The sequence below is a fragment of the Phycicoccus flavus genome, from assembly GCF_004025965.2.
GTDB lineage: Bacteria > Actinomycetota > Actinomycetes > Actinomycetales > Dermatophilaceae > Phycicoccus > Phycicoccus flavus.
Window position 1 is genome coordinate 1 of record NZ_SAYU02000026.1, and the last position, 13,176, is coordinate 13,176.

General features: G+C 70.8%; 8 protein-coding genes and 1 pseudogene. 3 read left to right on the plus strand and 6 right to left on the minus strand.

From position 1 onward, the window contains the following. Nucleotides 1-1,096, plus strand: a pseudogene (locus EPD83_RS09410) (hypothetical protein); the annotation flags it as partial. 337 nt (nucleotides 1,097-1,433) lie between these two features. Here the strand turns inward: EPD83_RS09410 and EPD83_RS09415 are convergent. The 3 genes from EPD83_RS09415 to EPD83_RS09425 all read right to left on the minus strand — a co-directional run bounded on the left by EPD83_RS09415 (nucleotide 1,434) and on the right by EPD83_RS09425 (nucleotide 7,490). Then, a complete protein-coding gene (locus EPD83_RS09415) occupies nucleotides 1,434-2,843 on the minus strand; it encodes a Fic family protein (protein WP_128367588.1) in 1,410 nt (469 codons plus the stop codon). Between the two features lie 230 nt (nucleotides 2,844-3,073). After that, on the minus strand, nucleotides 3,074-5,008 hold the full coding sequence (gene acs, locus EPD83_RS09420) for an acetate--CoA ligase (RefSeq protein WP_165566519.1): 1,935 nt from the start codon (nucleotides 5,006-5,008) through the stop codon (nucleotides 3,074-3,076). Nucleotides 5,009-5,216: 208 nt separating this feature from the next. Next, a complete protein-coding gene (locus EPD83_RS09425; RefSeq protein WP_165566508.1) occupies nucleotides 5,217-7,490 on the minus strand; it encodes a cell wall-binding repeat-containing protein in 2,274 nt (757 codons plus the stop codon). Between the two features lie 389 nt (nucleotides 7,491-7,879). Between EPD83_RS09425 and EPD83_RS09430 the strand changes: the two genes are divergently transcribed. After that, nucleotides 7,880-8,776 (plus strand): phenylalanine 4-monooxygenase, encoded by an 897-nt coding sequence (locus EPD83_RS09430; protein ID WP_128366105.1) that lies wholly within the window; start codon nucleotides 7,880-7,882, stop codon nucleotides 8,774-8,776. A 24-nt stretch (nucleotides 8,777-8,800) separates the two neighbouring features. Here EPD83_RS09430 and EPD83_RS09435 read toward each other — a convergent pair whose 3' ends face one another. Further along, nucleotides 8,801-9,460, minus strand: coding sequence for a TetR/AcrR family transcriptional regulator (locus tag EPD83_RS09435; protein WP_128366104.1), 660 nt, complete (start codon nucleotides 9,458-9,460; stop codon nucleotides 8,801-8,803). A 26-nt stretch (nucleotides 9,461-9,486) separates the two neighbouring features. Between EPD83_RS09435 and EPD83_RS09440 the strand changes: the two genes are divergently transcribed. Continuing rightward, entirely contained in the window at nucleotides 9,487-11,025 is a 1,539-nt protein-coding gene (locus EPD83_RS09440) for an MFS transporter (RefSeq protein ID WP_128366103.1), read from the plus strand. 71 nt (nucleotides 11,026-11,096) lie between these two features. On the opposite strand, the gene EPD83_RS09445 is transcribed toward EPD83_RS09440, so the two are convergent. Together EPD83_RS09445 and EPD83_RS09450 are read right to left on the minus strand one after the other, a co-directional pair. After that, nucleotides 11,097-12,740: a solute symporter family protein gene (locus EPD83_RS09445; protein WP_128366102.1), complete on the minus strand. Its 1,644-nt coding sequence runs from the start codon at nucleotides 12,738-12,740 to the stop codon at nucleotides 11,097-11,099. A gap of 2 nt (nucleotides 12,741-12,742) precedes the next feature. Continuing rightward, nucleotides 12,743-13,081: a DUF485 domain-containing protein gene (locus EPD83_RS09450; RefSeq protein WP_235950451.1), complete on the minus strand. Its 339-nt coding sequence runs from the start codon at nucleotides 13,079-13,081 to the stop codon at nucleotides 12,743-12,745. Nucleotides 13,082-13,176: the final 95 nt, after the last annotated feature.

A 13,176-nucleotide genomic window follows, 5' to 3' on the forward strand; every position in this document is an offset into this window, starting at 1 on the left:
GCTCGCGCCGCGGCTCGCGGGCATGGACCCGGCCCGGGTCAGTTCCGAGACCCGCCGCATCGCGGCCCGCGTGGCCGCCGACCAGGTCGCCGAGCACGCCGCGAAGACGAAGAAGGTGCGGACCGTCGAGGTCTGCCCGAGCGAGGACGGCCTCACCGAGTGGTTCGCGCTGCTGCCCACCGCGACCAGCAAGGCGGCGTGGAGCGCCGTCGAGTCCCTTGCTGCGGAGTACCGCGACGTCGACGACACTCTCACCGTTCCGGAGTCCCGGGCCGACGCGTTCGGGGACCTGCTGCTGCGCAACGTGAGCGTCAGCGCGCAGGTGACGCTCGGCGTCCCTGTCGTCACCGGCGTCCCGGACTCCGCCCCGGTCCCGACGGTGCGGACCTTCTCCCCGCGGGACCCCGACGAGACGATCATCGACGCCACCACCGGCGAGGAGGTCCGCATCGGCGACCTCCCCGCCGACACCCAGGAAGACCTCGGCTGGCACGACTTCGCCGACTACGACACCGCCGACGGTCCCGGCGTGCCGACTGCGCTCGAGATGGCTCCCACCCGCCTCGGCAGCGACACCCGCGCCACCGCCCTGGTCTCCGGGGTGCAGTTGCCCGGCCTGGGCTGGGTCGACGCCACCACCGTCGCCGGCATCCTCACCAGCCTCCCCTTGCAGGTCGCCCGGGCGGTCCTGGACGCCGACACCGGCACGCTGGCCTCGATCACGTCGGACGCCTACCGCCCGCCCGCGCGGATGCGGCAGCTCGTCACCACCCGGGACGGCACCTGCCGCATGTACGGCTGTAGTCGCCCCGCCGAGAAGTGCGACCTCGACCACGTCCGGCCCTGGCCCACCGGCCCCACCACCCCCGGCAACCTCGCCGGGCTCTGCCGCCGCCACCACCGCCTCAAGCAACAAGGCCACTGGCGACCATCCCTCGACCCCGACGGCACCCTTACCTGGACCGACCCCACCGGGCGGACCCGCGTCACCGAACCCGCCCACCGCACCGTCCCGGAATTGCCACCGGCATCACCGCCACCGGTCTCACCGAACCCGCGCGATGACGCGTGGGACGACGTCCCCATCCCCTTCTGATCTCACAGCGGGAGCAGAGTGGGGTGACCCACTGTCGCTATTCGGCCCTCTTGCCGATAGCCGCCGCGACCTAAGGCCGCATCTCGAAGAATCGAGCCGGACTGGGCATGGGTGGCTGTCACCTCATCCGTTCGGCCACCCTTGGCGGTCGCCGCCCCGCCACGCCAGCCTCCCGCGCCTCCCCCGCCCGTCAAAGGTCTGCTCCGCCGCTACGCGCCCTTGACCGGCTCCCCCGCCGCGCACGACCGCCGCTATGGGACGACGCCCACCCCTGGACTCACCCCCGACGAGTTGTGTTGCTAGTTCAAGTTAAGCGGCTCATCCCCCGCCAGCCCTGTCAGTACCCGGCAGACCGCAATCGCTGCTCAGCTGCCGCTACAACCTCACTCACCGTTGCCCTGTACTCGTCCTCCGCGACAACTTGTAGGCGATAGGCGAGCGAAGGATTCACCGTTGGGTGGACATCGCGGATAAGGATTTGTTCCAGCACAGTGCCGTCAGGCCTCACCAGAATAAAGTCCTCAATATCGGTCGAACCCTTTGCGATCCAGACCGTATACGAACGCGAGACCTGTGCTGTGGCGGGAGCGGCTGAACTGACGGTTATGGTGATGCTGCGCGAGTTTGGTGGACTTCTATACGCTGAATTCCTCGGCTGATGCCTAGATTGCACGACTTGCTTCTGCATCTTCACCGGCGCAAACAGAGGATCATCCTTGGTGACCTTGTCGTAGGCAGCGGAGAATGCGTCAATGATGACTGACGCGAGCCCATCAACTTCCGGGTGGGTTAGGCCCCCCCTCCCCAGCAACTTCTCCTGCATTAAGGCCATCTGCGTCTTGATGGACGGGCTCTTCGGTCGTTCGAGAGCTCGCACAACCATCCGGACGACATCAACCGCTCGATCAGAAACAAAGGCCACAAAGGGCTGGTAGTTCTCGTCATCCGCAGCCTCTAGCGCGTCGATGTATTCATTCTTCTGATCCGCGAAGATGACCAACGGAACGCCTGGCGATCGGTAAAGGTAAACGGATGCCAGGGCCCGCGACACTCGCCCGTTTCCGTCCGCGAACGGATGGATGCAGACAAAGGCGTAGTGCGAATAGGCCGCTTGTAGCACTGGATGTGCGTCAGCGAACGACTTCCCGCCAAGTTCCGACACTAACCTTGCCATCTCAGCCGGAGTATCAAGCACAGGTGCGTATGAATGAATCAGGCCAGCTTTAATGTTAAAGGGGTTGTTCTTGAACTTTTTGTACTCCCCCTTCGGGAGATCGTGAGATTGCCTTCCCAAATCGGTAATTACAGTGTATTCGTCTTGGGAGGCGCAGATGACGGCGTGCAACTCACGAACCCATGCCTGCGTTATGGGTCGTGAATGCGTGACGGCATCGAGCACCGTGTCATATGCCTCTAGCGCATCATGAATCGCGCGTTCGGCCGACTCTCCCATCACGAGGTGGATGTTGTTCCACGCAGCCGCTCCTGCTGCCACGGAGAAGGTGAAGCTTCGCTCCACTTCGTAAAGGCCCTCGATTGCGCCCGTATCCACGGCCGCCCACTTGGTTGCAGTTCGGATTGCTGCCTCGAAGGACTCTGAATCCCCTTGACTCTTCACGCGATCCAACATCGCCACAAACTGACGCAGCGTTTCGCCGTCAAACTGGACGCTAGCGGCGAACTCCTCGAAAGGGGGGAACGGTTTGTAGGGCTTAGACGGGGGAACAGCATTGGGTGGAATGCTCACCCCAACGAGCCTATCCGAGACCCATCCTCCACACCCGTCGGCGCGATGGGTCGATTGGGAGGTAGTCGTATTGCCGACGGTGCTCCCACCTCGGACCCACTGCACCGTGGGTCAGGTCGCTGGGTGTGTGTCGAGAGAGGGCGACGGGCTCGGCCAGGGGCGCGACGTGAGCGACGGGGTGCCGCAGGCTCTCGCGCGCGGCACCCCGTCGTCCGGGAAAGGTGGGGAGGTCAGTCGGACGTGTCGCCCGACATGCCCTCCTTGATGAGGTTCATGACCGAGGAGTCGGCGAGCGTCGTCACGTCGCCCACCTCGCGGTTCTCGGCGACGTCCTTGAGCAGCCGGCGCATGATCTTGCCCGAGCGGGTCTTCGGCAGCTCGGGGACGACCATGACCTGGCGTGGCTTGGCGATCGGGCCGATCTCCTTGGCCACGTGGTTGCGCAGCTCCTGGACGGTCTCGTCGCCGTTGTCGACGGCGTCTCCGCGCAGGATGACGAAGGCGCAGACGGCCTGGCCGGTGGTCTCGTCGGTGGCGCCGACGACCGCGGCCTCGGCCACCGACGGGTGCGACACCAGCGCCGACTCGATCTCGGCGGTCGAGAGCCGGTGGCCCGAGACGTTCATGACGTCGTCGACCCGCCCGAGGAGCCAGATGTTGCCCTTCTCGTCGTACTTCGCACCGTCGCCGGCGAAGTAGTACTTCTCGCCGAACCGCGACCAGTACGTCTCCTTGTAGCGTTCCGGGTCGCCCCAGATGCCGCGCAGCATCGAGGGCCACGGCTTGGTGAGGACGAGGTAGCCGACCTTCTCGGCCTCGGTGAACGGGTTGCCGTCGTCGTCGAGGATCTCGGCGGAGATGCCCGGGATGGGCTTCTGGGCGCTGCCGGGCTCGAGGGTGGTGACGCCGGGGATCGGGCTGATCATGATGGCGCCGGTCTCGGTCTGCCACCAGGTGTCGACGATCGGGGCGGTGTCGTTGCCGATGTGCTTGCGGTACCAGAGCCAGGCCTCGGGGTTGATCGGCTCGCCGACGCTGCCGAGCACCCGGACCGAGGACAGGTCGAACTTGCCCGGGATGTCCGCGCCCCACTTCATGAAGGTGCGGATCGCCGTGGGCGCGGTGTAGAAGACCGAGACCTTGTACTTCTCGATGATCTCCCACCAGCGGCCCTGGTGCGGGGTGTCCGGGGTGCCCTCGTAGAGCACCTGCGTGGCGCCGTTCGCGAGCGGCCCGTAGACGATGTAGCTGTGGCCGGTGACCCATCCGACATCGGCCGAGCACCAGTAGACGTCGGTCTCGGGGTGGACGTCGTGGACGACGGCGTTCGTGTACGCCACCTGGGTGAGGTAGCCGCCGGAGGTGTGGAAGATGCCCTTCGGCTTCCCGGTCGTGCCCGAGGTGTAGAGGATGAACAGCGGGTGCTCACTGTCCATCGGCTGGGCCTCGTGGGTGTCCGGCTGGTCGTCGACGACGTCGTGCCACCACACGTCGCGCCCCTCGGACCACTCGACGTCCTGCTCGGTGCGCCGGACGACGAGGACGTTCGTCACCGACCCCTCGTCCTTGCCGACCTCGAGGGCGGCGTCGACCGCGGCCTTGAGGGGGGCGGGCTTGCCGCGACGGAACTGGCCGTCGGTGGTGACGACGAGCTTGGCCTTCGCGTCGTCGATGCGGGTGCGCAGCGCCTCCGCCGAGAACCCGCCGAAGATCACCGAGTGGGGGGCGCCGATCCGCGCGCACGCGAGCATCGTGAAGACGGTCTCGGGGATCATCGGCATGTAGACCGCGACCCGGTCGCCCTTCTCGACGCCGAGCGACGCAATGGCGTTGGCCGTCTTTGCGACCTCCCGCTGGAGGTCGGCGTAGGTGATGGTGCGGGTGTCGCCGCCCTCGCCCTCGAAGTGGATGGCGACGCGCTCGCCGTTGCCGGCCTCGACGTGCCGGTCGACGCAGTTGTAGGCGACGTTGAGCTCGCCGCCGACGAACCACTTCGCGAACGGCGCCTCGGACCAGTCCAGCGTCTGCTCGAAGTCCGTGGACCACGAGACCCGCTGCCGCGCCTGCTCCGCCCAGAACCCCTCGTGGTCGGCCTCGGCCTCGTCGTACATCTCCGCGGTGCCGTTGGCCTGTGCCGTGAACTCCGGGTCCGGGCTCAGGTCCATCTCGTGCAGGTGGCTCGACAGGCTGTCGTCGCTCACGGCTGGATCCTCCTCGTCGTCGAGAACTCGCTTTCCGCTCCAGCCAACCCCAGTGCGCCCGTCGAGGCAACCGTCCGGGTGGGCGGCCACGGCGAAGCGGCCGGGGCGGACGACGAGCGGCCACCGGCGGGGTGCCGGTGGCCGCTCGTCGTGCGGGGAGGACCCGCCCCGGTCAGGAGGCGGGGGCGTACTTGACCAGCTGCCGCTGCACGGCCGTCGACATCGAGGCCCGGCCACCGAGGATGACGATGCGCTGGGGCTTGAGGCGGGCCAGCTCGAGCGCCGTCTGCGTGGGCACCGCGTTCGGCGTGACGAGGAGCACGGGCCCGCCCAGGCGACCGGCCGCCGGCGCGCCGGACAGCGCGTCCGGGAAGTTCGTGCCGGTCGCGACGTACGCGACGGGGGCACCCGGGGCGTAGGTCGCCGCGCTGAGCCGCGCCGCACCGTCGTACCGGTTCGTGCCCGCGAGCCGGCTCACCGAGCCCGAGTACGCGCGCAGGCTGCGCTCGACGTCGGCGCTCACCGTGTCGGTCCCACCGAGGATGACGATCCGCCGGGGCTTGAGCCGGGTCAGCTCGGCGGCGATCTGGCTCGGCAGGCTCGTGGGACGGACGAGCAGGACCGGTCCGCCGAGCTTGCCGGCGGGGGCCGCCCCGGCGAGCGCGTCCGGGAATTTCGTGCCCGTGGCGACGTAGGCAACGGCGGCGCCGGGCGCGAAGGTCGCGGCGCTGATCTTCGCCGAGCCGTCGTAGCGGTTGGTCCCGGCGAGCCGGGTCACCGAGCCGGAGTAGGCCCGCAGGGCGGCCAGCACCCCGTCGCTCACGGTGTCGCTGCCGCCGAGGACGACGATGCGCTTGGGCCGCAGGCGGCTCAGCTCGGCGGCGGTCTCCGGCGGCAGGGTGGTGGGCCGGGTGAGCAGCACCGGTCCGCCGAGCCGGCCGGCCGCGGGGGCGCCGGAGAGGGCGTCGGGGAACTTCGTGCCGGTGGCGACGTACGCGACCTCGGCGCCGGGCGCGAAGGTGGCACGGCTGATCGTCGCCGACGCCGCGTACCGGTCGTCGCCGCGCAGCCGCATGAAGCGCTGCGTGGACTGGCGCGGGTCGCCGACGATGACCGCGCCGAGGATGTACGAGCCGTCGTCGTCGCGGTCGGTGTTGGCCAGCCGCATCTTCGGCGAGTAGTTCTGCGGGTCGACGACCTCGACGGCCACGTCGTACGAGCCCGGCGGCAGCGCGGGGGCCGTGACGTTCTGGCTGTACGTCGAGCTGCCGGGCAGCCGGCCGCGCAGGTCGAGCGAGAGCGGGACGGTGGCCAGCCGGCGTCCGGCGGCGTCCTTGAAGACGAGGTTGGTCTGCCAGCGCTCGTACGTGGGGGCGACGCCCTGGTTGCGCAGCGCCAGCGCGACGCTCATCGTCTGCCCGGCGGTGATGGCGCCGAAGGTCGCCGACGTCACCTGGTAGCGGAAGCCGCTCGTGCGCAGGGTCTTCTCGTACGCCGACCGCTGGGCCGCGGTCATGCTGTCGTAGGTGAGACGGCGGTTGCCGCTGGAGATCGTCGACACGTGGTAGCTCGGCACCTGGGAGACGGCGACGAGCGGGTCGCCGTTGGTGCACCACTCCGTGTAGAAGGGCCGGGTCTTCCAGACGTCCTCGAAGCCGTTGCCGGGGTACTGCATGGCCGTGCCGCCGAGGCAGTCGCTGCGCAGGCCGAGGTTGCCGAAGGCCTTGAGCGCGTCGCCGGTGACGGCCGGGCGGTTCGTCCACAGCGGGACGGCGCTCAGCAGGACGTGCTTGCTCGGGAAGGCCTTGGCGACGGCGCCGATGAGCCGCATCGCGTTGGCCTTGGTGATGTCCGTGCCGGCCGGCATCCACTCGCCGTAGGGGCCGAAGCCGCCCACGTCGACGTAGCCCAGGCGCGGGTCGTCCTTGTACTTCGCGCCGAGTGCCGACCACAGCAGCTCCCAGCGGGAGAGGAAGGCCTCGCTGTTCCAGTCCGGGACGGCCGTGCCGGGCTGGCGGGGGACGAAGGACGGCGTGACGGAGGGGAAGTCGGTCCGCAGCTCCATCCAGCAGCCGGGGCAGTACGCCATGACGCGGAAGCCGTACTTGCCCTTGACCGCGCCCGCGGCGGCCAGGCCGGCGTCGATGCGGCGGAAGTCGTAGGCGCCCTTGGTCGGCTCGAGCATCCCCCAGTAGGTGACGTCGCGGTCGTAGCGGTCCGCGGCCGGCCACCCGGTGGGCTGGACCTGCTGGCCCATCCACGTGTACTGGCCGCGCAGCGGGTTGGGGAGCTCGACCGAGGTCGAGAGGGGGCGGGGTCGCAGGACGCTCGACCCGGATCCGGCGGCGGAGCCGGCGGGGGCGGCGGCGACGAGCAGCGCGGGGACGAGGAGCCCCGCGGCAGCGGTCATGGTGGCGGCACGGAGCCACCCGGCAGGGGTGCGCATCGGTCCCTCCTGGGACGTGGATCCTGGTCCGGGGCGGTACGGCGACCGCGTCCGGGACTTACGGGTCACACCGGTCCTCCGGGTGGGCACCCCTGCGCACCACCCCGGAGAGCGCCCCTGCGCGAATACCGGATCGCGGCTCACTGTAGGGGCGGCGCCGCGCGGCCCGCACTCCGATCGGCCGAAATCGGCGGGACGGACGACCCCCTCGTCCGTTCGGCCGGTCCTCGGCCCGTGGGTGGACACGTTGTCCGGGTTCGCGCCGGTCCGGCCGGACGACCTGTGCACGGGTTGCCCACCACGGTCGACACCGGTTCCGTCCGGGCCGTCTTCCGTGGTTCGGTGGAGCCGGCCCACGAGGCCCCGACAACTCACGAGGAGGTGGGTCCGTGTTCGAGGAGGGACAGCTCTACTCGGCCGTGACGACCGACGACGACGGCACCGTGCAGGTGCACCTGGCGGACAACCACCCGGGTCTGCACGACGCGGCGTACCGGGCGCGACGCGGGCGGATCGCGGGGATCTCCCTGGCCCACCGGCCGGGCGAGCCGGTGCCCACCGTTGAGTACGACGACGACGAGCACGGCATCTGGCGGACCGTGTGCACCGAGCTCTCGGCCAAGCACGAGCGCTACGCCCACCCCGAGTTCCTCGCCGGCAAGCACGCGCTCGGCCTGCCGACCGACCACGTGCCCCAGCTGCACGAGGTCACGGCCCTCCTCGAGCCGCTCACCGGCTGGTCCTACACCTGCGCGCCCGGCCTGGTGCCGCTGTGCGACTTCTACGGCGACCTCGGCCGCCGCGTCTTCAACTCCACCCAGTACCTGCGGCACGGCAGCCGTCCGCTGTACACCCCGGAGCCGGACATCATCCACGAGGTCGTCGGGCACGGGAACCAGCTCGCGAGCCCCCGGTTCGCCGCCGTCACCGAGGCCGCCGGGCAGGCGGTGGCCCGCCTCGAGACCGACGACGCCGTCAAGCTCGTCGCCGACGTCTTCTGGTTCTCGATGGAGTTCGGCGTCATGGCCGACGGCCCCGAGCTCAAGGCCTACGGCGCGGGCATCCTCAGCAGCTACGGCGAGATGGACGAGTTCCGCGCCATGGAGATCCGCCCCCTCGACCTCGCCGACATGGGCACCCTCAACTACGACATCACGGCCTACCAGCCGGTGCTGTTCCGGGCCGAGGGCGTGGACCACCTCGAGGACGTCGTCGGGCAGTTCTTCGCCACGGTCGACGACGACGGCGCCGCCCGGCTGCGGGCGCAGGCCGCCGCCGCGGTCTGACGCGCGGGCCCGCCGCGGGCGGGCTCAGGTGCCGGTGGGACCGGGCGTGAGGTAGGAGCGCACGGCGCCGGCCAACAGGGCCGCCACCCGCTGCGGGTCGGCGGTGGCCAGCGGCTCGATGCCGACGACGCGCCGGGCGAAGAGGACGCCGGCGACCGCCGAGCCGACCATCGTCGCGCGCAGGGCCGCGTCGTCGGGGTTCAGCCCCGCGCCCTCGCGCAGCCGCTCGGCCATCGGGGCGAGGACGGCGTGGCCGAGCGCCGCCCGGATCGCCGCGGCCGCCTCGGGGTCCGAGGCCGCGGTGCGCAGCATCGCCTCCATCCGCTGCCCGAGCCGCGGGTCGGTGAGCACCGACGCCAGGACGGCCGCGAACCGCTCCGGCAGGGTGTCCAGGGGGCCGTCCAGCGCGGCCCGGACCCGGGTCACGGCGGCCTCCGGGGGTTGCAGCACCTCGAGGAAGAGCTCGCGCTTGGACCCGTGGAAGTGGACGATGAGCGCCGGGTCCACCCCGGCGTCGGCGGCGATGGCCCGCAGCGTCGCCCCCGCGAAGCCCTTCTCCGCGAAGTGCTTCCGTGCGGCCTCGGCGATGGCCCCCCGGGTGTCGGAGTCGCCCGTGCGCCGGCCCGGACGACGCCCCGAGCGCCTGGACCCCTGCGGGTCGCGCTCCCCGCCCTTGACAGCCATGCCCCCAGGATGGCATAACTCAATGCATGTTGAGTTCAACGCGTGTTGAGGACGCCGACGCGTCCACCATCGACGACCCCCGGCGCCGCCGGCTCGTCCTCGCGACCGTCGGCCTGGCGCTGATGACGGTCGTCTCCGCCGTCAGCGGCCTCAACGTCGCGCTTCCCGAGCTCGCGACCGCCACCGGCGCCACCCAGACCCAGCTGACCTGGGTCGTCGACGCCTACACCGTCGTCTTCGCCGGGCTGCTGCTGCTCGTCGGCGCGCTCGGGGACCGGTTCGGCCGGCGCGGCGTGCTCGTCGCCGGGCTCGCGGTCTTCGGCCTCGCGGCCGCCGGCGCCCTGTTCACCGAGGACCCCGACCTGCTCGTCGCGCTCCGCGCCGTCATGGGGCTCGGTGCGGCCGGGATCATGCCGACGACCCTCTCGGTCATCACCACCTCCTTCCCCGCGGCCGAGCGCCCCCGCGCCATCGGCATCTGGGTGGGCGTGGCCGGCGGCGGCGCCGTCATCGGGCTGTTCGGCAGCGGCCTGCTGCTGGAGGCGTTCGCGTGGAACAGCTTCTTCGCCCTCAACCTCGGGCTCGCGGTGCTCGCGCTGGCCGGCGCCCTGGCCTTCGTCCCGGAGTCGCGGGAGGCCGCCCCCGGCCGGCTGGACGTCACCGGCGGCGTCCTCTCGCTCGTCGCCGTCTCGGGCCTGGTCGTCGGGATCATCGAGAGCGCCGAGAACGGCTGGGGCGACACCCTCACGTTGTCGGCGCTGGCCGTCGGGCTGCTCGCGCTCGCCGCCTTCGTCGCCTGGGAGCTGCACACCGACGACCCGCTGCTGGACCCGCGGCTGTTCCGCGAGCGCGGCTTCGCCACCGGGTCGCTGTCGATCTCCCTCCAGTTCTTCGCGATGTTCGGCTTCTTCTTCGCCGTCCTGCAGTACCTGCAGTTCGTCGTCGGCCTCTCCCCGCTGCAGGCCGCGCTGCGGCTCCTCCCGCTGCCCTTCGTCCTCATCCCGGTCGCCCGGCGGGCGCCCCACGTGGCGGCCCGGCTCGGCTTCCGCCGGGTGGGTGCGCTCGGCCTGGCCCTCCTGGCGCTCGGGCTGTTCACGATGAGCCACCTGACCCGGGACCTGTCGCCGTGGGTGTTCTTCGGCGGCCTCGTCGCCTTCGCCGCCGGCGCCGGGCTGGCCGGCACGCCCGCCACGACGGCGATCACCGAGGCACTGCCGCCCAGCAAGCAGGGCGTCGCGTCGGCGGTCAACGACACCGCCCGCGAGCTCGGGTCCGCGCTCGGGATCGCCGTCCTCGGCGCGGCCCTGGCGTCCGCCTACCGGGCCGACGTCGCCTCCGTCACCGCCGGGCTGCCCGAGCAGGCCCGCGAGGCCGTCGCCGGGTCGGTGGCGGCCACCCGCTCGCCGATGCTGTCGGCCCTCGGCCCGAAGGCGCAGGAGGTCGTCGTCGGCGCCCAGGAGGCGTTCGTCGCCGGTGTCGGGCACGCGCTGACCATCGGGGCCGTCGTCGTGGCGGTCGGGGCGGTCGTCGTGCTGCTTCTCGCCCCCGGTCGCGAGCGGCACTGACGCGGGCGGCGGCCGGCGTCCGCGGGAGGAGGAGGGTCCTCGCCCCGCCGGCCGCCGGCCGCCGCCTGCCGTCAGTGGTCGACCGCGCCGGCCACCCCGTGCCCGGTGAGGCTGCGGACCTCCATCTCGGCGTACTTCTCGGCGTCGAACTCCTTGCTCGTCACCGTGCCGAGCCAGCCGAGGAAGAAGCCGAGCGGGATGGAGACCAGACCCGGGTTGTCCAGGGGGAACCAGTGGAAGTCCACCCCGGGCGGCAGCATCGCGAGGTTCGCGCCGGTCGCCGCGTCGACCTTGCCGGACACGACCGGGCTGAAGGCGATGAGCCCGATCGCCGACACGAGCCCGCCGTAGATGGAGAACAGCGCGCCGCGGGTGTTGAACCGCTTCCAGAACAGCGAGTACAGGATCGTCGGCAGGTTCGCGCTGGCGGCGACGGCGAAGGCCAGGGCGACGAGGAACGCGACGTTCTGGGTCTTGGCGTACATGCCGCCGACGATGGCGATGGCACCGATGACGACGGCGGCGATGCGGGCCACCCGCACCTCCTGGTCCTGCGTGGTCCGCCCGCGCTTGAAGACCTCCTTGTAGAGGTCGTGCGCGAACGTGGCCGACGTCGTGATGGTCAGCCCGGCCACAACGGCGAGGATGGTCGCGAACGCGACGCCGGAGATGAGCCCGAGCAGCACCGACCCGCCGAGGTCGAACGCGAGGAGCGGGGCGGCGGCGTTCGCCTTGCCCGGGGCCGCGGCGATCCGCTCCGGCCCGACGAGCGCCGCGGCGCCGTAGCCGACGACGAGGGTGAGCAGGTAGAACCCGCCGATGAGCCAGATGGCCCACTCGACGGACTTGCGGGCCTGCTTGCTCGTCGGCACCGTGTAGAAGCGCTGGAGCACGTGCGGCAGCCCGGCGGTGCCGAGGACGAGGGCCATCGAGAGGGAGATGAAGTCGATCTTCGTCGTCGTGCTCTTGCCGTACTTCAGCCCCGGCTCGAAGAGCTTCTCCCCGGCCTTGGGCGAGTTGTCCGCCGCGGCCTGGAACAGCGCGGAGACGTTGAAGCCGTACTTGCCGAGCACCCAGACGGTCATGACGAACGTGCCGGCGATGAGCAGGGCGGCCTTGATGATCTGCACCCAGGTCGTCCCCTTCATCCCGCCGATGAGGACGTAGGCGATCATGATGACGCCGACGATGGCGATGACGATGTTCTGCGCCGCCTCGCCGCTCACGCCGAGCAGGAGCGAGACGAGCCCGCCCGCCCCGGCCATCTGGGCCAGCAGGTAGAAGAACGAGACGCAGATGACCGAGATGGCGGTCGCGACCCGCACCGGGCGCTGCCGGAGCCGGTAGGACAGGACGTCGGCCATCGTGTAGCGGCCGGTGTTGCGCAGCAGCTCGGCGACGAGGAGCAGCGCGACGAGCCACGCGACGAGGAAGCCGATGGAGTACAGGAACCCGTCGTAGCCCTGGAGCGCGATCGCGCCGGCGATGCCGAGGAACGAGGCCGCGGACAGGTAGTCGCCCGCGATGGCGACCCCGTTCTGCCGTCCGCTGAAGGCCCCGCCCGCGGTGTAGTACTGCTCCGCGGTCTTCTTGCCGGAGGCGACCCGGATGACGATGGCGAGGGTGATGACGACGAACGCGGCGAAGATGCCGATGTTGAGCGCGGGGGTGCCGACGGTCGTCGCGGCGTCGGCGGCGCCGAGGGAGCGGGTCATCGTCAGTGCTCCTTCACGCCGTCGAGGGAGGCCCCGAGGGCGTCGGCGGCCGGGTCGAACCGCCGGGTGGCCCAGCGGCTGTACAGGATGGTGATGGCGAAGGTCGTGACGAACTGGCCGAGCCCGAACAGGAGGCCGACCGTGATCGTCCCGCCGACCCGGGCGCCCATGAACCCCGGCGCGAAGATCGACAGGAGGACGTACAGGAAGTACCAGGCCAGGAAGAACGCGGTCATCGGGAGCACGAACCCCCGGAACGTCCGTCGGAGCTCCTGGAACTCCGACGAGGACTGCAGGGCGAGGTAGGGGGTCTCGCCCTGGGTGCGAGCAGCTCTGCTCACGGTCACCTCCGGTGTGAGGCCGGGCGGGGCGCCCGGAACCGACACAGGATGTGACCGGCCGGTCCTCCGCGGAAGTGACACCGCCCGCAGATGCG